18 protein-coding genes are annotated in these 20,269 nt (G+C 63.4%); 11 read left to right on the top strand and 7 right to left on the bottom strand.

Annotated elements, in window-relative coordinates; translation table 11 throughout:
- Nucleotides 1–101: 101 nt before the first annotated feature.
- Complete coding sequence (locus art_RS04700) at nt 102–923, top strand: thioesterase family protein (protein WP_038462799.1); 822 nt, start codon at nt 102–104, stop codon at nt 921–923.
- 5 nt (nt 924–928) lie between these two features.
- Nucleotides 929–1,627 carry a lipoate--protein ligase gene (locus tag art_RS04695; RefSeq protein ID WP_038462797.1) on the top strand — a complete coding sequence of 233 codons (699 nt, stop codon included), beginning with the start codon at nt 929–931 and terminating at the stop codon, nt 1,625–1,627.
- A 143-nt stretch (nt 1,628–1,770) separates the two neighbouring features.
- Here art_RS04695 and art_RS04690 read toward each other — a convergent pair whose 3' ends face one another.
- The 3 genes from art_RS04690 to art_RS04680 all read right to left on the bottom strand — a co-directional run bounded on the left by art_RS04690 (nt 1,771) and on the right by art_RS04680 (nt 3,884).
- Entirely contained in the window at nt 1,771–2,391 is a 621-nt protein-coding gene (locus tag art_RS04690) for an MBL fold metallo-hydrolase (protein ID WP_038462795.1), read from the bottom strand.
- The gene (locus art_RS04685) at nt 2,388–3,488 is read right to left on the bottom strand and encodes an S-(hydroxymethyl)mycothiol dehydrogenase (protein WP_038462794.1); all 1,101 of its coding nucleotides are present in this window, start codon (nt 3,486–3,488) and stop codon (nt 2,388–2,390) included. Before art_RS04685 ends, art_RS04690 begins: the two co-directional genes overlap by 4 nt.
- A 138-nt stretch (nt 3,489–3,626) precedes the next feature.
- On the bottom strand, nt 3,627–3,884 hold the full coding sequence (locus art_RS04680; RefSeq protein WP_038462792.1) for a mycoredoxin: 258 nt from the start codon (nt 3,882–3,884) through the stop codon (nt 3,627–3,629).
- Between the two features lie 371 nt (nt 3,885–4,255).
- On the opposite strand from art_RS04680, the gene trpS reads away from it, so the two are divergent.
- Both trpS and art_RS04670 read left to right on the top strand, forming a co-directional pair.
- Nucleotides 4,256–5,308: a tryptophan--tRNA ligase gene (trpS, locus tag art_RS04675; protein ID WP_052136894.1), complete on the top strand. Its 1,053-nt coding sequence runs from the start codon at nt 4,256–4,258 to the stop codon at nt 5,306–5,308.
- Between the two features lie 45 nt (nt 5,309–5,353).
- On the top strand, nt 5,354–6,079 hold the full coding sequence (locus art_RS04670) for an SOS response-associated peptidase (RefSeq protein WP_082000104.1): 726 nt from the start codon (nt 5,354–5,356) through the stop codon (nt 6,077–6,079).
- 42 nt (nt 6,080–6,121) lie between these two features.
- On the opposite strand, the gene art_RS04665 is transcribed toward art_RS04670, so the two are convergent.
- Together art_RS04665 and art_RS04660 are read right to left on the bottom strand one after the other, a co-directional pair.
- The gene (locus art_RS04665; protein WP_038462780.1) at nt 6,122–6,544 is read right to left on the bottom strand and encodes a VOC family protein; all 423 of its coding nucleotides are present in this window, start codon (nt 6,542–6,544) and stop codon (nt 6,122–6,124) included.
- A 25-nt stretch (nt 6,545–6,569) separates the two neighbouring features.
- Nucleotides 6,570–7,076 carry a GNAT family N-acetyltransferase gene (locus tag art_RS04660; protein WP_038462778.1) on the bottom strand — a complete coding sequence of 169 codons (507 nt, stop codon included), beginning with the start codon at nt 7,074–7,076 and terminating at the stop codon, nt 6,570–6,572.
- Between the two features lie 281 nt (nt 7,077–7,357).
- Between art_RS04660 and art_RS20825 the strand changes: the two genes are divergently transcribed.
- From art_RS20825 to art_RS20820, 7 genes are all read left to right on the top strand, one after another.
- Nucleotides 7,358–7,750 (top strand): hypothetical protein, encoded by a 393-nt coding sequence (locus art_RS20825; protein ID WP_253901476.1) that lies wholly within the window; start codon nt 7,358–7,360, stop codon nt 7,748–7,750.
- The gene (locus art_RS04650) at nt 7,743–11,228 is read left to right on the top strand and encodes a DNA polymerase III subunit alpha (RefSeq protein WP_253901475.1); all 3,486 of its coding nucleotides are present in this window, start codon (nt 7,743–7,745) and stop codon (nt 11,226–11,228) included. The genes art_RS20825 and art_RS04650 overlap by 8 nt, the downstream gene beginning before the upstream one ends.
- A 125-nt stretch (nt 11,229–11,353) precedes the next feature.
- A complete protein-coding gene (gene thrS / locus art_RS04645; RefSeq protein WP_038462776.1) occupies nt 11,354–13,360 on the top strand; it encodes a threonine--tRNA ligase in 2,007 nt (668 codons plus the stop codon).
- Nucleotides 13,357–13,959, top strand: a complete 603-nt coding sequence (locus art_RS04640; RefSeq protein ID WP_052136003.1) for an HIT domain-containing protein — start codon at nt 13,357–13,359, stop codon at nt 13,957–13,959. Before thrS ends, art_RS04640 begins: the two co-directional genes overlap by 4 nt.
- Entirely contained in the window at nt 13,952–14,581 is a 630-nt protein-coding gene (pgsA, locus tag art_RS04635; RefSeq protein WP_038462774.1) for a phosphatidylinositol phosphate synthase, read from the top strand. The genes art_RS04640 and pgsA overlap by 8 nt, the downstream gene beginning before the upstream one ends.
- A 115-nt stretch (nt 14,582–14,696) precedes the next feature.
- Entirely contained in the window at nt 14,697–15,599 is a 903-nt protein-coding gene (gene pdxS, locus art_RS04630) for a pyridoxal 5'-phosphate synthase lyase subunit PdxS (protein ID WP_038462771.1), read from the top strand.
- Between the two features lie 166 nt (nt 15,600–15,765).
- Complete coding sequence (locus tag art_RS20820; RefSeq protein WP_052136002.1) at nt 15,766–16,671, top strand: dihydrodipicolinate synthase family protein; 906 nt, start codon at nt 15,766–15,768, stop codon at nt 16,669–16,671.
- 106 nt (nt 16,672–16,777) lie between these two features.
- On the opposite strand, the gene art_RS20815 is transcribed toward art_RS20820, so the two are convergent.
- Together art_RS20815 and asnB are read right to left on the bottom strand one after the other, a co-directional pair.
- Complete coding sequence (locus tag art_RS20815; protein ID WP_052136001.1) at nt 16,778–17,461, bottom strand: N-acetyltransferase; 684 nt, start codon at nt 17,459–17,461, stop codon at nt 16,778–16,780.
- An 89-nt stretch (nt 17,462–17,550) separates the two neighbouring features.
- A complete protein-coding gene (gene asnB / locus art_RS04615) occupies nt 17,551–20,235 on the bottom strand; it encodes an asparagine synthase (glutamine-hydrolyzing) (protein ID WP_038462768.1) in 2,685 nt (894 codons plus the stop codon).
- Between the last annotated feature and the right edge of the window lie 34 nt (nt 20,236–20,269).

Here is a 20,269-nt window from a genome sequence, read left to right as displayed (position 1 = left end):
GGCAGGTCCCCACTCGCCCGGCGTGCATGCTGCTGTCCGGCGGACTTCACGGGCCGCGGTGATTTTCCGTGGATGCTGCGACTGGCGGTAGAGTCGTTGCCATGGACGACACCACAACACTCACAGCCGTCGAAGCCACTTCGTATTACCGCCATCTGGGCGGGAACCGCTACGAATCAACCGGCCACGCCCAGGGTGCCTGGAATCCGCATGAGCAGCACATGGCTCCCGTGGCCGGCATCATGGTCCATGCGCTGGAGCAATTCCAGTCGCGTGATGACATGCGCCTCGTCCGCATCAACTTTGACATTCTTGGGCTGATCCCCGCCGGTGAATTCACCATTGAAACCACGTTGCTGCGCCCGGGGCGGACCATTGAACTGGTTCAGGCAGAATTGCTGGCCCAGGGCCGTCCGGCGGTTCGTGCCACAGCCTGGCGCCTGCAAAAAAATGACACCACCGCCGTTGAAGCTTACGAGGATGAGCCCATGGGCAGCCTTGAGGAGTCGGCGCCGTGGGACGGCATGAGCACCTGGCCAGGTGGCTTCATCAAGACTCTTGAAGGCCGTTCCCTGCCCGAGCACCGCCCTGGCCGCGGCCGGGCCTGGCTGCACAGTCCCTTCACCATGCTCGACGGCGGAGAGCACGCCTCCGCTTTGGTGCGCCTGCTGGGGTTGGTCGACAGCGCCAACGGAGTGTCCGCCCGCATGGCACCGGAGCCTGGCGGCTGGATGTACCCCAACGTTGACCTCTCAATCCACCTGTACCGTGAGCCCGTGGGCGAATGGCTGGGCCTGGACACGAGGGTCACCATAGGGTCCGACGGAGTTGGCCTCACCTCCTCGGTGCTGCACGATGTGGAGGGTCCCTTTGGGCGGTCCGAGCAGATCCTGACGGTGCGTCCCCTCCCTCACGCCAGGTGAGCCCCTTGCTGGCGCCAGCGCTGGAAGTCCACCACCAACTAGTCAACCGCGGCGCCGAAGCCGACCTCAACCAAGCCCTTGAGCTGTTGGCCGAGGTCAAGACCGGCAGCCGCGAGGCGATGTTGCGCTTTTACCGGCCCGAACCGACAGTCGCCTTCGGGCAGCGCGACGCCAAGCTGCCCGGTTTTGCCGCAGCGCAGCAGGCGGCCCGGGACAACGGTTTTGTGCCTGCCGTGCGGCGTGCCGGCGGCAGGGCTGCCGCCTACCACCAAGGCACTTTGATCGTGGACCACATTCAGCCTGAGGATGACGCCATTGCCGGCGCCAAGGCCCGTTTTGCCTTCTTCGGCGAGCTGTTTACAGGGGCGTTACGTTCCCTGCGTGTTGACGCAGGCGTGGGAGAGATCCCGGGGGAATACTGCCCGGGTGAGTTCAGCGTCTATGGCAGGGGCGGCGCTTCCAGTATCAAGCTGGTGGGCACGGCGCAGCGCGTGGTCGCGGGTGCGTGGCTGTTCAGTTCAGTCATTGTCGTGGAGAACTCGGCACCCATCCGCAACGTGCTGGTTGACTCGTATAGGGCGCTGGGCCTGGACTGGGACCCTGCCACGGCGGGCGCGGTTGAGGACCTGCGACCGGGCGTCACCGTGGATGACGTGCAAGCTGCGGTCCTGGCGGCGTACGCGCACCACACGCGCTTGGCATGACCGTCAGCGGGTGTGATTGCAGTTCACTTGTGCACCGCGCTCGAGCATAAATCTGCGCCGTCAATGATTTGGCAGGCGAGGTGGGTATTCGGTCAGAATACCCGCCTCACCTGCCCACATAAACGGGCCAGTCCCTACCAGGCTTACAGCCCAGCCGCCGCAATCCCCGGTGCCTCGGCGGCAATGGTGGTGGAGTCGCCGTGGCCGGTATTGACAACGGTCTCCGGCGGCAGGGTCATGAGCCGCTCGGAAATCGACTTCACAATGGTCGGGAAGTCGCTGTACGAGCGCCCGGTGGCTCCCGGGCCGCCGTTGAACAGCGTGTCGCCGGTGAACACCGTGCCCAGGGATGCTGCGTAGAAACACGTTGACCCGGGGGAGTGCCCTGGGGTGTGCAGTGCCGTCAAACGTGTGCCTGCCACCTCAAAGACGTCGCCCTCAGCGATGGGGGCATCCGGGGTGGTGCCAGGGAAAATGTCCTCCCACAGCATCTGGTCGGCCGGGTTCATCAGCACGGGTGCGCCCACCAAGGCGGCAAAGTCGCGGGCGAAGCGAATGTGGTCGTCGTGGCCGTGCGTCAGCAGCACCGCCTTGACGGAGCGTTCCCCCACGGTCTCCCTGATGGCGGCCGGATTGTGGGCGGGGTCGATCACGTACACCTCGGCGTCGTCACCCACGATCCACACGTTGTTGTCCACGTCCCAGGTGCCGCCATCGAGCGAGAAAGTCCCTGAGGTGATCAGGCGTTCAATGCGTGCGCTCATGCGAACTCCACCACCGATCGCAGCACTGAGCCCTCGCCCATTTTGGTGAATGCGGCCTCAATGTCGTTGATGGTGATGCGTTCGCTGACAAAGGCGTCAAGGTCCAGTTTGCCCTGCTTGTACAGCTCCACGAGCATGGGGAAGTCGCGCGAAGGCAGGCAGTCGCCGTACCAGGACGACTTCAGCGAGCCTCCGCGGCCAAACACGTCCAGCAGCGGGAGTTCGAGAGTCATCTCAGGGGTGGGCACGCCCACCAGGACCACAGTGCCGGCCAGATCACGGGCATAGAAGGCCTGCTTGTAGGTTTCGGGACGTCCGACGGCGTCAATCACCACATCTGCCCCGAAACCACCGGTGTGGTTTTGGATGGCAACGACAGCGTCCTCCTGGGAGGCGTTGACCGTGTGGGTTGCCCCGAGTGCCACGGCTGCGGCCAGCTTCTTGGGATCCCGGTCCACGGCGATGACGGTGGTGGCTCCGGCGAGGGCGGCGCCGGCAATGGCTGCCGCACCAACACCGCCGCAGCCAATCACGGCCACGGTGTCCCCGCGCTTGACGCCGCCGGTGTTGATGGCGGCACCGAGGCCCGCCATGATGCCACAGCCAAGGAGGCCAACAGCGGCAGGGTCCACATCGGCGTCGACCTTGGTGCATTGCCCAGCGGCAACCAGGGTCTTCTCAATGAAAGCCCCGATGCCCAGTGCGGGGGAGAGGACCGTACCGTCCTCCAGGGTCATCTTCTGCGTGGCATTGGCTGTGTTGAAGCAGTACTGGGCCTGGCCCTTGGCACAGGCGCGGCAGTTGCCGCACACGGCACGCCAGTTCAGGATCACCCGGTCGCCCGGCACCACGTTGGTGACGCCGGCGCCCACCGTGTTGACCACGCCGGTGGCCTCGTGTCCCAGCAGGAACGGGAAGTCGTCGCTGATGCCTCCCTGTTTGTAGTGCAGGTCGGTGTGGCAGACGCCGCTGGTCAGGATGTCAACCAGCACCTCGCCGGGTCCGGGGTCCGGCACCAGGACAGTTTCCAACGTGACCGGTGCGTCCTTGGCCAGCACCACCGCGCCCTTGACCTTGTGAACGGTCTTGTTAACCATAAAGAGCTCCTTGAATCAGCCATGTTCCTTGTGCAAGGAACATTCAATGGGGGTCCTGACAGGCTACAGCCATTGGTGCCGAAGGAGCTCTTTATGGTGAGGCAACGCCGCGGCGTTTGCCGGCGGAGTGCCCGCAGGCTAGACGCCCAGCTTGGCCTTCACATCGTTCAGTGAGGGGTTGGTGGCTGCGGTGCCATCCGGGAACAGTACGGTGGGGACCGTCTGGTTGCCGCCGTTGAGGCTTTCAACGAGTTCGGCGGTGCCGGGAACGTCCTCGATGTTGATCTCCGTGTAGCCAATCCCTGCAGTGTCAAGCTGCTTCTTCAGGCGCTTGCAGTAGCCGCACCAGGTGGTGGAAAACATGGTGATTGATCCGGTCTCGGGGGTGAAATCCACGTCAAAGCTCCTAGGAAGATGAATTGTTGTTGCTACCAGGCACAACGCTACCGGCTGAGGTGCATATTCCTCATTTTTCGGAGGTGCCCCAGCGGCGTCCTGATGGGTCTTGACTGCTCATCATTGGCTCAATAAGCGCAAAGAAAGGACGGGTGGTCCTGGTATAGTCTCGTCTCATGCAATATTCACAGAGTTTGGCGTGGTGGCGTTCCTTGTAGGAACGGCCATGCCATGTGAAGGATCGCGGCCGTTCGCAAGGACGGCCTTTTTTGTGCCCTGCAGTGGGGACGCCGTCGCAACGGTGCCTAACAACTGACCAGGAGCCCAGCATGATGAAGCAACACGAACCCCAGCGAACAACCCCGGACACTATGCGGAACACGGATGGGACCCACTACGGAACAGGGACTCTGGAACAACGCGTTCTGGAAGACCCCGGCAAGTTTCGGGTGTTGACAGGTGACCGCCCAACTGGACGGCTGCACCTCGGACACTATTTTGGCACCCTGCAAAATCGGGTGCGGCTGCAAGAGCTGGGTGTTGAGACCTTCGTGCTCATCGCTGACTATCAGGTCCTGACCGATCGCGATGTGGCCCATCACCTGTCTGAAAATGTCGAGAACCTGGTTTTGGACTATCTGGCCGTCGGCCTGGATCCTGCCCGTTCCACCATCTTTGCCCACAGTGCAATACCTGCGTTGAACCAGCTGTTGCTCCCGTTTCTCAGCCTGGTCTCGGTCGCCGAGCTGGGCAGGAATCCCACAGTCAAGGATGAGATCGTCCACTCCCGGCAAGCTGCTGTCAGCGGCCTGATGTTCACCTATCCGGTTCATCAGGCGGCTGACATCCTCTTCTGCAAATCAAACCTGGTTCCTGCGGGACAGGACCAGCTGCCTCATGTGGAGCTGACTCGGACGATCGCGCGGCGCTTTAATACCAGATATGGCAGGGCCGGTGACGTGTTTCCTGAGCCTGAGGCACTGTTGTCCGCCGCCCCGCTGCTGTTGGGCACCGACGGGGGAAAAATGAGCAAGAGCCGAGGCAACGCCATCGCCTTGGCGGACGGAGTGGATGAGACAGCACGGCTGGTCCGTGGCGCCAAGACCGATTCGATTCGCTACATTTCCTACGATCCGGCTGCCCGCCCCGAGGTTTCCAGCTTGCTCCTGCTTGCTGCCTTGTGCCAAAACCGTGACCCGCATGAGGTGGCTGAGGAGATTGGCCAGGGCGGTTCAGGTGCGCTTAAGAAGGTGGTCACAGAGGCGGTCAACGAACACCTGGCGCCCATCCGTGCGCGTCGGGCTGACTATGCCAAGGATCGAGGATATCTCCGCAGCGTTTTGCAGAGGGGCAATGAACGCGCAAATACCATTGCTGAGGCGACCCTCAAAGAGGTGCGGGGCGCCATGGGCACCTCGTATTGAAAAAGCTGGGGTGCATAGTCCTTATTTTGTGCCACCATGGATGGCATGTGTGGACGCTATGTGATGGCAAGGGCTGTGGGGGATTTGGTGGCCGAGCTGGAGGCCGAGGCTGAGGCCTCCCTTGAGCTGCGGGCGTCGTGGAATGTTGCTCCCACCAGCGACGTGCCCATTGTGCTGGAACGGCTCATCGACGGCGCCGTGCACCGGCAAATCCATGTCGCCGCCTGGGGTCTGGTGCCCGGCTGGGCGAAGGATGCCGCAGTGGGTGTGCGCGCCTTCAACGCCCGCAGCGAAACAGTTGCCGAGAAGCCAACCTTTCGGGCAGCCTTCAAGGCAAGGCGCTGCGGCGTGCCCGTCCAGGGCTATTACGAATGGAAAAAGTCCCCCGACGGCAAGACCAAGCAGCCCTACTTTGTCCACACTCCCGACGGCGCACTCATCACCTTTGCTGGGCTGTATGAATGGTGGAAGGACCCGTCCAAAGCGGATGGGGATCCGGGGCAGTGGCTGCTGTCCTGCACCATCTTGACCATGGGTTCACCACCCGACGGCGAACTGGCCACCTTGCATGACCGGCTTCCTGTGCCCCTGGATCGGGAGGGGCTGGCCGAATGGCTTGACCCCGCCGCCAAGGATGCGGGGGCGTTGCTGGCGGCGGCCTTGGACGAGGCCTGGGGGCGGGCCGCCGCGTGGGAACTGGATCCGGTCAGCTCCGCTGTTGGCAATGTGCGCAACAATGGCCCCGAATTGATCGAGGCCATAGTGCTGTAACTGGCGTCCTGTAACCTGCGTCAGCCTGCGCTGCGGCAGGCGCTAGACCGTGACGTGGCCGGCGTCGCCCACGGTCCAGGTGGGATTGTAGGCGACCTCCCAGCGGAAGCCGTCGGGATCGGCAACGTACCCGCTGTACCCGCCCCACGCATGGTGCACGGCGGGATTCTCGACGGCGGCACCCGCCTCGAGCGCCTGCGCCAGGACCGCATCAACCTTAGCCACGCTGCCAACATTATGGCTCAGCGTAACGGGAGGGACGCCGTCGGACGGTGCAACCCCCAGCTCGGCAGCCATGGCCGCGCGGTCCCACAGGGACAGGATGAGCCCGTGGTTGAGCTGGAGGAAAATGACCTGGCCGGGAACCTCGTGGTGGGCCTGCCAGCCGAGCCGGTCAAGGTAAAACGCACGTGAGCGGCCAACATCCCTGACCCCAAGGGTGATGGACGTCAGCCGCTGTTCCATGCTTTCCTTGCGTCTTCGCCGGCGTCTAGTCTTCGCTGGAGTCGGGGGACCAACGGTGGAAATCAAGGGATAGGTAGAGGGCCAGTGCCGCGGAGTTCGTGGACTCCACGCGGAGGGCCACATCCTTCTGGCCATCGTTGAACAAGGTGTCCAAGGTGGCCATCACCAGATCTTCGGCCAGGCCGCGGCGGCGGTGCTGACGGTCCGTAATGAGCTCGATAATGAACGGGGAGTCCGGAGTGTCATCGCCCACGGCGCGCTCAACAACGAGCACTGCGGCGACAATCTTGCCGGTCTCATCCAAGGCAACGTGGGAGGCGTCGGGCAGGAACTGGCCGTACTTGCCGTCCATGGAGGCCTGGATGTCGGCGATGGCAACTTCAATGGAATCGCCTGCAACACCTGCGTCATAGGCGGTGAAGTAAAGCTCGCCTAGGCGTGGAAGATCAGTCGGCTGCACGGTGCGGGAAGCGATTTTAAGCTCCCGTTCCAACGGAGTGGTTTTGGCGATGAGTGTGACCATGTCTGTCATGGAGCGCTCCTTAAAATCGTTGTGGCGCTAATAGCACGCCTAACCAATAGCCATAAGGCCATGCTAGACGCCTGTTGCGTTGTCAGCTATCCAGATAACGCATTGGGTACCGAATTTGTGCCCGGACCGTGCGTTTCTTCCCAATTGAGCGGTTACTTCCGCATGGAAATGAGCGTACACTGAAATTCAATAGAACATATTTACTAATGAAATTTGTGGGCTTGGAATGCGGGTGGCTGTTTGCGCCGGCACGCACTGCCGGCTGGGAATGGAGCATCTGCATGGGCATCTTCAGCGAAGCCGTGGATGTTGTGTATTCGGCGCAGGGGGCGCTTGTGCAGCTTTCGTGGCGCGGGGTGCTGTACGACGTCGAGCCGGAGCCACTGTGCTGGTATGAACGGCGGCCCTGGTGGCAAAGTGATGAACGCCTCCCGCCGGGCGCCGGGGTGGGGACCGTGGACACCCAAATGTGGCGGCTGGTGCTCAGTGGCGGAGAAGGGCAGCGATTCACTCTTGACGTGGTGCATTACCGTCCCGCCGACCGGTGGCGGGCCATCAAGATTTATGACGCTGCCGACGACGGCGCTGCCGCTTCCGACGACGCCGACGCCGACGCCGCCGCTGCCGCTGCCGACGACGACGCCGATCCGTGGCAGGGGTTGGACGGTGCGTAACTTTGTCCATCTCCACAGTTCCTCCGCCTTCAGCGCCCACTACGGTGTGTCGTGGCCGCAGGAGCTGGCCCGGGCTGCCGCTGCGGACGGTGACGCCCTGGCCATTGCCGACAGGGATGGCCTTTATGGGGCCATCAAGCATGTCAAGGCCTGCATGGAGGCAGACATTGATCCCATTATTGGTGTTGACCTGGCTGTCCTTGAAGAAGGCCCGGAGGGGCTGCAATCGGTAGGGCGGGTGGTGGTGCTTGCCCATGGCGGGGCTTTCCTGCCGCCCGGAACCGGCTACGGCGCCCTCTGTCGGCTGATTTCTGTCGCCCACGACCAGCCCAAAAAACTGGTCGGGCTGACATTGGACCAACTGGCTGCCGGCGTGCTGGATGCGGACAGCGGCAAACCGGCGCTGACTGTGCTGCTGGGACCTGCCTCCCCCGTGGGGCGGGCCCTGAGCGGACGCAAATACTTGCTGCCCCGGACAAAGTTCCTGCAATGGCGCAACGCCATGCCGGCAGGGTCGCTGGTGGTTGAAATTGTGAGCCACCTCAGCACCCCCGGCGCACCCATGAGCACCTCCCATGCCGTGCGGATGCTGAAGCTGGCGCAGGAACTGGATGTGCCCGCCGTGCTGAGCAATGCCGTCCGCTACAGCCGGGAGGAGGATGCGCCCACAGCGGATGTCCTGGACGCGGCCCGCAACATTGCCCCGTTGGACTCACTGAACGAGCTGAACAACCTGCAGCCCACAGGGCAGGCCTGGCTTAAAGGCGCCGCCCAAATGTCCGCAGTGGCCCAGGAAATCATGTATCAGGGCGGTTACGGCAGTGCCGAACTGGGGCAGTTGTGGGCCAACACCGCCCAACTGGCTGATAAGTGCAGGCTCGATCCTGCCGCCGACCTCGGCTGGAAAACCCCCAAAACACCTGAGGCGCAGGTGCTGGGCCTGACCCGCCCTGCCGCAGTGGAATTGCGCCAGCGCACCGAGGCGGGACTGAACCAGCGCTTCTCCGGGCTTCACGGAAATGAACTCCAGGCGGTGCGCCACCGGCTGGAGACCGAGCTGACAACCATTTCCGGACTGGGCTTTGACTCCTACTTCCTCACCGTGGCGGAGGTCTCGGAAATGATTCGGGGCATGGGGGTGCGCCGGGCCGCACGAGGTTCCGGCGCGTCGTCGTTGGTCAACTATTTACTGGGCATCAGCGCGGTGGACCCCATTGCCAATGACCTCCTCTTTGAACGCTTCCTGTCCAGTGACAGGTCCACCCTGCCGGACATCGACCTCGATGTGGAAAGCGCACAACGGCACAACGTGTACAGGCGGATCTTTGAGCGGTTTGGTTCCGAGCGGGTCACCTTGATGAGCATGCAGAACAGTTACCGGGCCCGCGGAGCCGTCAGGGATGCCGGGCTGGCACTGGGCATGGACCGGGGGGAGATCGACCAGATCGCCAAGCAGCTGTGGCGGTTCTCCGCGCGGTCGTTCAGGGAGGCACTGGAGGAGAAGCCGGAGCTGCGGGACTTTGCCGCCCAAGTCCAGCAGTCACGCAACCATGCCGGCTCGGGTGATCCCGACACCGGGGGTGGGAGGGGCGGCGGCGCCCAGCTTGACCTCCTGGTTGATCTCACGGAGCGCCTCGACTCCCTGCCGCGGCACATCTCCATGCACCCGTGCGGGGTGATTCTGGGGGACTCCTCGCTGCTGAACCGCACACCCGTGCAACCCAGCGGCATGGGGCTGCCCATGAGCCAGTTCGACAAACATGACATGGACGCCATGGGCATGCTCAAGCTGGATGTGCTGGGGGTGCGCATGCAAAGCGCCATGGCATATGCAGTGCGGGAGGTCATCCGGCTGCACCCTTCACGGGAGGAGGTTGCCGTCCAGGGTGGGCACGCGCCGGACGCCCCGTTCATCGCCGCGGACGGGGCCATCGACCTGGACGCCGTCCCGCTCGACGACGAAGCCACCTTTGAGCTGATCCGCAGCACTCACACGCTGGGCTGCTTCCAGATCGAGTCGCCCGGCCAGCGCGAGCTGGTGGGCAAGATGGCGCCCACGGAGTTCAATGACCTGATCATCGATATTTCCTTGTTCCGGCCAGGCCCCATGCAGTCGAACATGGTCAAACCGTTCCTGGAGAGCAGGGCCGGCTTTGCCGTGCCGCACTACCCCCATCCCGATCTGGTCCCCGTCCTGGCCGAGACCCACGGGGTCACCGTGTTTCACGAACAGGTGCTGCGCACCTTCCACGTCATGACAGGGTGCACACTGTCCCGGGCCGACGAGTTCCGGCGCGGGCTGGGCAACCCCGCCGTGGAACCCGCGGTGGAGGCGCACTACCGTGAGAAGGCCGCAGCCCGGGGTTACGCACCGTCGGTCATTGACGAGGTGTGGGGGACGCTGGCGGCCTTTGGCAGCTTTGGTTTTTGCAAGGCCCATGGGGCGGCCTTTGCCGTACCCACCTATCAGTCGGCCTGGTTGAAGGCACACCACCCGGCCGAGTTTTTGACCGGACTGTGGGAACACGATCCCGGCATGTATCCGCGGCGCCTCCTGGTGGCGGAGGCCCGGCGCATGGGCATCCCCATCCTGCCCCTGGACATCAACGCCAGCGCCGGGGAGTACCGGGCCGAACGCACGCACGCAGAAGACGGAACGGAAGGGGCCACAGGAATCCGGCTGTCCCTGGCCGGGGTATACGGACTGTCGGGCACCGAGCTGAAACGGATACTGGCAGCCCAACCCTATGATTGCCTTGCGGACCTGCGGGACCGGGCCAGACTGAGCCGGCCCACCCTGAAACGGCTGGCCCAGCTGGGAGCCCTGGACTCCCTGCACAGCAAGGCAAAGAAACTGACGGGAAACACTGCCAACCGCGTCGACCTGGTGGCCCACATCAACAGCCTGCCGGCCGCCAAGGCCAGCAAACGCAGCGAACCCATCATCGGACAGCTCGCCCTGCCCATGGAGGACGTGGAGCTGGGCTCCCTGCCCGCCGAGCACCCGGCCCCCGGCCTGGCCGAGACGGTGCGCACCGAACTGGATCTGCTGTCCCTGGACGTCAGCGAGCACCTCATGGGCAGCTACACGCCGTTTTTGGACAGGCTGGGCGTACACCGGGCGGAGGAACTGCTGGGGCTGCGCAACAATACCGAGGTTCTGGTGGCGGGCGTGCGGATCGCCACCCAAACCCCGCCCATGCGCGGTGGTAAACGGGTTGTGTTCATCAGCGTCGACGACGGCACGGGCTGTGTTGACACCGTCTTCTTCACCGAAGCCCAGGAAAAGTCCGGGCCGCTGCTCTTTGGCACCCGCATGTTGTTGATCCGGGGGCTGACCCGGCGCACCGGCCCGCGCGGCATCACGGTACAGGCGTTGGAGGCCTGGGATCTGCAAAACACCGACTCGCTGCCCGTGCCAGCCGGTGCTGTGGGCGCCCGCGGCGCGGCAGCCGGTGCCGCACTCGCCAACAGCTGAAAATAATGCCAGCACCGCCCGTGTTGGTTGCGGCCCCGGCGAACCGATACCATCGAAGAGGCTCACAGCAACCCCCGTATGTTGCTTAAACATGGAGCCGCACATGACAAATCAAGGAGTTACCAGTGCCAGTGGATACACAGATCACCATTAATGTCGACGGCGAGACGACTGCGGTGGCCACAGGCACCACCGGCGCGGAGCTGTTCTTTGAACGCCGCGACGTTGTTGTCATGCGCGTTGACGGGGTTTTGAAGGACCTCGCCGCAGTCCTGGACGACGGCGCTTCCGTGGAAGCCGTCACCATCGATTCCCCCGACGGCCTGGATGTCCTGCGCCACTCCACCGCGCACGTCATGGCCCAGGCCGTGCAGGCGTTGCGCCCCGACGCCAAGTTGGGCATCGGCCCGTACATCACCGACGGCTTCTACTTTGACTTTGACGTCGCCGAGCCCTTCACCCCCGAAGACCTGAAGACGCTTGAGAAGATGATGCTCAAGATCGTCAACCAGAACCAAAAGTTTGCCCGCCGTGTCGTCTCCGAGGACGAGGCCCGCGAAGCCATGGCCAACGAGCCCTACAAGCTTGAACTGCTGGGCAAGAAGAACGACGGCGACTCCGCTGAGGGCGTGAACGTCGAGGTTGGTGCCGGTGACATCACCATCTACTCAAACATTGACCGCAAGAGCGGTGAAGAGCTCTGGTGCGATTTGTGCCGCGGCCCGCACCTGCAAAACACGAAGCTGATCTCCAACGCCTTCGCGCTGACCCGCACCTCCGCCGCTTATTGGTTGGGCAACCAGAATAACCAGCAGCTGCAGCGCATCTACGGAACGGCCTGGCCCTCCAAGGAAGCACTCAAGGCGTACCAGGAACGCATCGCAGAAGCCGAGCGGCGCGACCACCGCAAGCTCGGCGTCGAACTGGACCTGTTCTCCTTCCCCGACGAGCTGGGTTCGGGCCTGCCTGTGTTCCACCCCAAGGGCGGCATCATCCGCAAGGAGATGGAAGACTACTCGCGCAAGCGCCACGTCGAGGCCGGCTACGACTTTGTGTACACCCCGCACATCACCAAATCCAACCTGTACGAGGTCTCCGGCCACCTGGACTGGTACCGGGACGGCATGTTCCCTCCCATGCACGTTGATGCGGAGCTGAATGAGGACGGCACGGTGCGCAAGCCCGGCCAGGACTACTACCTCAAGCCGATGAACTGCCCCATGCACAACCTGATCTTCCGCTCCCGCGGGCGCTCCTACCGTGAACTGCCGCTGCGCCTGTTCGAATTCGGGTCCGTCTACCGCTACGAGAAGTCCGGCGTGGTCCACGGCCTGACCCGTGTGCGCGGCATGACACAGGACGACGCCCACATCTACTGCACCAAGGAGCAGATGAAGGACGAGCTCACCGAGACCCTGAACTTTGTCCTGTCCCTCCTGAAGGACTACGGCCTGGACGACTTCTACCTGGAGCTCTCCACGAAGGACCCGGAAAAGTTTGTTGGCGACGACGCCGTGTGGGAAGAAGCCACCCAGACGCTGGCCGACGTCGCACGCGAATCCGGGCTGGAGCTCGTAGCAGACCCCGGAGGCGCCGCATTCTATGGCCCCAAGATCTCCGTTCAGGCGAAGGACGCACTGGGCCGCACCTGGCAGATGTCCACCATCCAGCTGGACTTCAACCTGCCCGAGCGCTTCGAGCTGGAGTACCAGGCAGCTGACGGCACCCGCCAGCGCCCCGTCATGATCCACCGCGCCTTGTTTGGTTCGGTGGAGCGTTTCATGGGCGTGCTGACCGAGCACTACGCGGGCGCCTTCCCGGCCTGGCTTTCACCCGTGCAGGTCGTGGCGATCCCGGTTGCCGAGGCCTTCAATGACTACATGTTCGACGTCGTTGCCCAGCTTAAGCGCGCTGGCATCCGTGCCGAGGTGGACATCTCCAGCGACAGGTTCCCCAAGAAGATCCGCACCGCCAGCAAGGACAAGATCCCGTTCGTGCTGATCGCCGGCGGTGACGACGCCGACGCCAACGCCGTCTCCTTCCGCTTCCGTGATGGCAGCCAGGACAACGGCGTGCCGGTCGAAGAGGCTGTGCGCCGCATTGTTGACGCGGTTAGGAACCGCACGGCGTGAGCAACTTTGGTGGGGCGCCGGAGCCCGTTGTGGATGATTTTGAACTCCCCGGGGTTCCAGATGCGTTTCAACGACTCTGGACGCCCCACCGGCTTGCCTATGTCAAGGGCGGGCAGGAACAATTTGCGGCAAAGGACAGCTGCCCCTTTTGTGAGGCGCCGGGACGCAGCGATGAGCAATCCCTGATTGTCCACCGCGGCAAGCTGGCCTATGTGGTGCTGAACCTGTACCCGTACAACCCCGGCCACCTGCTCGTGTGCCCGTACCGCCACGTGCCGGACTACAGCGACCTGACGCTTGAGGAAACCGCCGAGTTTGCCGCCCTGTCGCAGCAGGCCATGAGGATTCTTCGCCAGGTGGCCAATCCGTCGGGCTTCAACCTTGGCATGAACCAGGGTGTTACAGGAGGTGCCGGCATTGCCGCGCACCTGCACCAGCACATTGTGCCGCGGTGGGGTGGCGACGGAAACTTTATGCCCATCATCGCCGGGACGAAGGCCATCACCCAGACCCTGGCTGATGTCCGCCAACAGGTGTCGGAAGCGTGGGCGGCCGTGCCGTCCACTGCTCCCGACGGGTCGGAGAAGAACGATGCTTAACAAATATGCGCGGGCACTTTTCGCCGCGATCTTCACCCCCGTCGCCGCCCTGTTGGTGCGCCTGAAGGTTTCACCCGATGCGGTGACCATCGTGGGCACCCTGGGTGTTGCCGCCGGCGCCCTGATCGGGTACCCGCTGGGTGAACTGTTCTGGGGCACCGTGGTCATCACCGTTTTTGTGTTCTCCGACATTGTTGACGGGCTCATGGCCAGGATGCTCGGCCGCTCCGGAAAGTGGGGCGCCTTCCTTGACTCCACCCTTGACCGGGTAGGGGACGGCGCCGTGTTTGCCGGCATTGTCATCTGGTTCTACACCGGCGGTGACAACCGTTTCATCGCGGCCATGGCACTGACATGCCTGGTGCTGGGCTCAATCGTCTCCTATGCCAAGGCACGGGCCGAGGGGCTTGGCATGACCGCCAACGTCGGCATTGCCGAACGCTCTGACAGGCTCGTGGTCGTCCTCGTGGCGACCGGGCTGGTAGGCCTCGGCATCCCCGAAGCCGTGCTCGCCGTCGTGCTTGTCCTGCTGGCCATCGCCAGCCTGGTCACGGTGTTCCAAAGGATCGGCACGGTGCGGCGCCAGGCGCTGGCGGAAAGCCTTCCCTCGGGAAAGCAATAACGGACAGTAACACTTGTTTTTATCCCCTCTGGGCCCCGGAATAGACTGAGGCTGCCGGTGTCACGGATCACGTGCGCAGGCTCTCATATACCGTTCCTTCCCAGAGGGGTTTTTTGTGTCTACACCCGAGGTAACACCCGTCACCGGCAGCAGCCGGGTCAAGCGCGGCATGGCCGACATGCTCAAGGGCGGCGTCATCATGGACGTTGTCAACGTTGAGCAGGCAAAGATTGCCGAAGACGCCGGCGCCGTGGCCGTCATGGCACTGGAACGCGTCCCCGCCGACATCCGTGCCCAGGGCGGCGTGTCCCGCGCCAGCGATCCGGACATGATCGACGCCATTATTGCCGCCGTGTCCATCCCCGTGATGGCCAAGGCCCGCATTGGCCACTTCGTTGAAGCCCAGGTGCTGGAATCCTTGGGCGTTGACTACGTGGATGAGTCCGAGGTGCTGACCCCGGCAGATTACGAGCACCACATCGACAAGTGGAACTTCAAGGTTCCCTTCGTCTGTGGCGCCACGAACCTCGGTGAGGCGCTGCGCCGCATCAACGAGGGCGCGGCCATGATCCGATCCAAGGGCGAGGCCGGCACGGGCGATGTTTCCAACGCCACGGGCCACATGCGCAAGATTCGCACGCAGATCGCCCAGCTGGCGGCACTGCCTGCGGATGAGCTGTACGTTGCGGCCAAGGAACTGCAGGCCCCGTACGAACTCGTCAAGGAAGTTGCCGCTTCCGGCAAGCTCCCCGTGGTCCTGTTCACCGCCGGCGGCATCGCCACCCCGGCCGACGCCGCCATGATGATGCAGCTCGGCGCCGACGGCGTGTTTGTCGGCTCCGGCATCTTCAAGTCCGGCAACCCGGCCCAGCGTGCCGCCGCCGTGGTCAAGGCCACCACGTTCTTCGACGACCCGTCCGTCATTGCGGACGTTTCGCGCGGGCTCGGCGAGGCCATGGTGGGCATCAACGTCGCCGACCTCCCCGAACCGCACCGGCTGTCCGAGCGCGGCTGGTAACACCAGGTGCGGTGCTGCAGGGGAAAGCCCCTGCAGCGCCGCCCCTTCCGGACGCTCGCTCACTTGTGGGCCATTTTTCCCCAACGCTCCTGCAGCTATGGGGCATTTTTGGCTGACACTCCTGCAACGGTGCCTGGACTCCCACTTTTCCCAAAGGATTGACAACGTGACACAGCCCTTCACCGGCCTCGTGGCTTATCCCATCACGTCACTGGCGCACGACGGAGAGCCCGACTTGATTTCCTTCGCCCACCTCGTGCGCAACACGGCCTTCGCGGGTTTACCGGGAGTCACCGTGCTGGCCACGTCCGGTGCAGGAGTGACCTTCGACCGTGCCGAGCGCCAGTCCGTGGTGCAAACAGCGGTGGAGTCAGCACTCATGGTTGGCACTTCGGAAGGTTCGCGGGAATCCATCTTGTCGGTGTACACGGCGGTGAGCGCGCCGTCCACGCGGGAAGTCGTCCGCCTGGCGGAAGATGCCGAACGCGCAGGTGCCGCCGGCCTGGTGCTGGCCCCGTTCTCCTACCTGCCGCTCTCCGATAGGGAAGTGCGGGTGCTGTTCATGGCTGTCGCCGAAGCAACGGCCCTGCCGATCTGCTTTTACAACAAGCCGGCCCAGACCCAATTTGATGTCAGCCCGGCAACCCTGGCGTTCCTGGCAGCCAATGCCCGCGTGATGGCCGTCAAGGACACTATGCGGCGCGACAATGTTGCCGGCCGGGTCCGGGAGTTGAGGGAAGCTGTGGGGCAGGCCTTCTCAATCGGGCTGAGCTCCGACGTCCAGTTGTTGGCGGAACTGCCCGAGGTTGATGCATGGCACACCGGTCTTGCCGGGTTGCTGCCGGGCGAGTACGCAAACGTATGGCGCCTGGCCCGTGCAGGTGGGCTGCAGGGTGCAAGCTTGGCGCGTTTGCAGACCATCGCGCAATCGTTGGCTGGCATGCCCCACGCCATTGGCGCCCTGCACGCCCTGTCCAATGTCATCGGCGTTCCGACGGCTGGGCCCCGGGGTCCCTTTGCCGCCGCCACCCAGGAAGAAACCTGGCAGCTGGGCAGCGCAATCCACGGTTAGACCTGAGTGCGCGAGCGTTGGGAAAGAATGCCCCGGATCTGCAGGAGCGTTGGGAAAGAATGCCCCGGATCTGCAGGAGCGTTTGGATTGGCGTGGGAGAGAGGAGCTAGGCTGCCTGGGACGGGTGGAACCACCACGTCTGGCCCTTGCCGATCAGCTCAAATCCGTGCTGCCGGTACAGCCGTTGGCCGTCGGGCGTGGCATTGAGCATCAGGTCCTCCGCGCCGGCGTTGAACGCGGCCTCGGACAGCCGGTTCAGCAACGCCGTGCCGATGCCCGTCCTCCGGTGTTCGGGGGCCACAACCATGTCAAAGATCCCCGCCACATGCTTCTTGCCCTGCTCCGGCGGCAGATAGGCGTAGGACCGCCCCGCCCATTCCTCGCCGTGGCGGGCAGTGGCCAGCCACACCTCGTCGGCCCGGACGGAGGTCAACGCCACCCGCCCGTCCGGATCCTCGCTCGCCGCAGCCACCGACTCCACGTCCAGCGCCCGGGTCATCCACCAGGGCTGCCAGCCACGCTCAAAACGGTACTGCGGCAAAATTCCCTCACGTGTGGCAGCATTCATCCACACGCCCACCGTCTTTGCCCCGCGCCGCTCGGCCTCGGCCAGTGCCGGCTCCAGCCCCGCCACGGTAATCGAGGTGGGAAACATGCACAGCATCTCCGCCGTCTCCGGCAGCCACACCCAGTCCATCTGGTGCGTGGAAAACGCCCTGCCACCGGTCGCCTGCGCCAACGCCCTGAACCAGGCGTGCTGCGTGCGTTGGCAGTCGGCAAGTGTAACCATGATGAATCTTCCAGTTGTATATGGCGGGAGCGGTTTAACCAGGCACGACGGCGGATCCTTGGTTCCGCCGTCGTGCCTGGTTTGGTGGACTACTTTTGCTTGAACACCAGTGACATGGGGGTCGTCTCGGTGGTCTGGCCCTGCGGGTTGTCACGGAAGATATCCTCGAGCACCGTCTTGGTCAGGGCGGTGTCGTGGCCCAGGGCCACCACGCCGAGGTCGTTGGCGTCCATGATGGCCGTGCCGGCAAAGGTTGCGGCGAATTCGGCCGGGACGGATGCCCGGACCAGGGCGCTCAGGCGCGCGGCCACACCATCGGGGTCGATGGGTGCGTACTTCACCGAGTGGGTGGAGGTGCCCACCTGGTAGCCGGCGGCGCCGTCGATCGCGTTGATGTTATTGCCCACCACCTCGTAGAACACGCCCGACTTGCCCTGGAGCTTACCGATCACGGAGCGTGCGGAGGCGTACATGATCTTGGGCAGGCCCACCTCGTCGATGGCCAACTGCATGGACCAGGGGCTGGCCAGGCCAATGCCGCCGGGGTTGCGGGTGACGAACTTGGAGAAGAAACGTGCCGAGTTGCTGACCTTGATGTCCCACACCGGGATGGAGCGGCCCTGGGTCATGGCGACGATCTTCTCCGACACGAAGAGGTACCAGGGCGTGTCGGCCGTGGCCGTGCCGTGGTCGCCGCCCGCGGAGGGAAGGCCGTCAAAGTAACGCTTGACGTACGTCATGGCGGTCGGGTCAAAGTCGGTTTCCTTGTAGAAAACCTCGGTGCGCAGCGGGTAGCGGCGGAACGTGCCGGCATCTCCGGGGACCGTGATGTCGAGCTGCTTGTCCGCATTGGGAATGTAGTCGCTCTTGTTTTCAATGCCGGCCTTGATTTCGGGCTCGTCAAAGAATTCGCGCAACCATAATTCGGTGTTGATCAAACGCCAGAACACCATGGTGGAACCGGAGCTCTTGCCGCTGAGGAGTTCCTCAAAGGCATAAATGACGGCGTCCTGGTTCCAATACGGCCGGGCGCCGAAAGAGCTGGAAAGGAAGATTTCGTAAATCTTTTCCTTCATGTGCCCAAACCATTCGGCCTCAGGGGTGGTGAAGCCAATCTTGTTGCGGCGGTTGCTGATCATCTCCGGCAGCAAATCGCGGGTGGCGTCGCGCAGGATCCGCTTGTTCCAGCCGCCTTTGATGATCGACTCATCGTCGAGGCTGAACAGGAACTTCACCACTTCCTTGTCCAGGAACGGCACGCGCCCCTCAAGGGAGAAACGCATGGTGTTCTTGTCCTCGTAGCGCAAAACAGCCGGCAGCGACTTGTGGAACAGGTCGTCAATGAGGCGCAGCTTCAGGTTGTCCGGAATGTTGGAGAATTTCTCGGACTTGTATTTCGCCGTAAACTTCTTGTCCAGCAGGGCGGAAATGCCCAATTCCTTCTTGAGCGTCAATTTCCCCTTAATGCGGAAACGCGCCAGGCGGAACAGGATATCGGAGCTGGAGGCCAGTTCCTTGGCCAGCTTCGCATTCTGGCCATTCTTTTTCAGCTGGCGCAGGTACGCGAAATAGTAAGGGATGTAGCCGGCCATCATTTCATCGGCACCCTGGCCGTCCAGCAGCACGGTGACGTGCTTGGAGGCCTCTCGCATCACCTGGTACTGCGCGTACGGGCCAGAGGAGATGATGGGCTCCTCCATGGTGCGCACAAAATCTTCCAGGTCATCCACAAACTCGCCCGGCTGGGGCAGGATCTTGTGGCTGATGACATTGCCCTCGCACCGTGCCAGGACGGCGTCGGCGTACTTCTCCTCATCGTTGATGGAGTTGGGGAAGATCGCCGAGAACGTCTGCTGCTTGGCACCAAGGGAGTCGGTGGCGGCGGCGTTCTCGGCCATCAGCTTGTTGATGGTCACCACGACGGCGGACGAGTCCAGACCGCCTGACAGGGCCGTGCCGACGGGAACTTCGGACTGCAGGCGCAGGCGCACACCCTCGGTGAAGCGTTCCCGGTATTCGTCAATGACGGCCTGGGAGTACGGGGTCTCAACCTTGGCCAGTTCGGCCAGCTCTTCCTTGAAACGGGTATAGGAGCTGATAGTCACGGTGCCGGCCGGCCCGGCCTCGGTGTCAACCGTGTTCAGGACCAGCTTTTCGCCTGGCATGAGCTTCTGCACGCCGGCGAAGAAGGTGGAGGACTCGTCGTCGTGAATCCGGAACTGCAGGTAGCGGAACAAAATGCGCTCATCGATGCCGCGCTCGATCTTGTTGGCGGCCAGCAGCGGCTTGATTTCCGAGCCGAACAACAGCGTGGGGGCCTCGGTGGTGCCGGCCGTGGCAAAGTACAGCGGCTTGATGCCGAAGTGGTCGCGGGCCAGGACCAGGCGGTTGTTCTTGCGGTCGTGGATGGCAAAGCCGAACATGCCATTGAACTTGTCAAAGGCGGCATCGCCCCACTCCTCGTACGACTGCAGAACAACTTCGGTGTCCGAGTTGGTGGTGAACTTCCGGCCCAGTGCCTCGAGTTCAGCACGCAGGTCAAGGTAGTTGTACACCTCGCCGTTGTAGACCAGCACCGTCTCGCCGTCGGCGCTGAACATGGGTTCCTGGCCGTGGGCCACATCAATGATGGAGAGACGGCGGTGTGCCAGCCCTACGTTGCCCTGCGTGTAGATGCCCTCGCCGTCGGGGCCTCGGTGCACCATGCACGCATTCATCTGCTGCAATAGGGATTCGTCGTCCCCATAACCGTAGTAACCGGCAATTCCGCACATACTGCTTACCTCATCTTTAGTACGTCAGTCCTGC

It is taken from the genome of Arthrobacter sp. PAMC 25486, from assembly GCF_000785535.1.
GTDB lineage: Bacteria > Actinomycetota > Actinomycetes > Actinomycetales > Micrococcaceae > Specibacter.
Note: the sequence above shows the minus strand (reverse complement) of the source record. Positions and strands in the feature narration are given on the sequence as shown.

Excerpts from the sequence above, each read along its gene's own strand:
- art_RS04700 (WP_038462799.1), top strand. The coding sequence starts at position 102 with ATGGACGACACCACAACACTCACAGCCGTCGAAGCCACTTCGTATTAC.
- art_RS04690 (WP_038462795.1), bottom strand. The coding sequence starts at position 2,391 with ATGAGCGCACGCATTGAACGCCTGATCACCTCAGGGACTTTCTCGCTC.
- art_RS04685 (WP_038462794.1), bottom strand. The coding sequence starts at position 3,488 with ATGGTTAACAAGACCGTTCACAAGGTCAAGGGCGCGGTGGTGCTGGCC.
- trpS (WP_052136894.1), top strand. The coding sequence starts at position 4,256 with ATGCGGAACACGGATGGGACCCACTACGGAACAGGGACTCTGGAACAA.
- art_RS04670 (WP_082000104.1), top strand. The coding sequence starts at position 5,354 with ATGTGTGGACGCTATGTGATGGCAAGGGCTGTGGGGGATTTGGTGGCC.
- art_RS04665 (WP_038462780.1), bottom strand. The coding sequence starts at position 6,544 with ATGGAACAGCGGCTGACGTCCATCACCCTTGGGGTCAGGGATGTTGGC.
- art_RS04660 (WP_038462778.1), bottom strand. The coding sequence starts at position 7,076 with ATGACAGACATGGTCACACTCATCGCCAAAACCACTCCGTTGGAACGG.
- art_RS20825 (WP_253901476.1), top strand. The coding sequence starts at position 7,358 with ATGGGCATCTTCAGCGAAGCCGTGGATGTTGTGTATTCGGCGCAGGGG.
- pgsA (WP_038462774.1), top strand. The coding sequence starts at position 13,952 with ATGCTTAACAAATATGCGCGGGCACTTTTCGCCGCGATCTTCACCCCC.
- art_RS20815 (WP_052136001.1), bottom strand. The coding sequence starts at position 17,461 with ATGGTTACACTTGCCGACTGCCAACGCACGCAGCACGCCTGGTTCAGG.
- asnB (WP_038462768.1), bottom strand. The coding sequence starts at position 20,235 with ATGTGCGGAATTGCCGGTTACTACGGTTATGGGGACGACGAATCCCTA.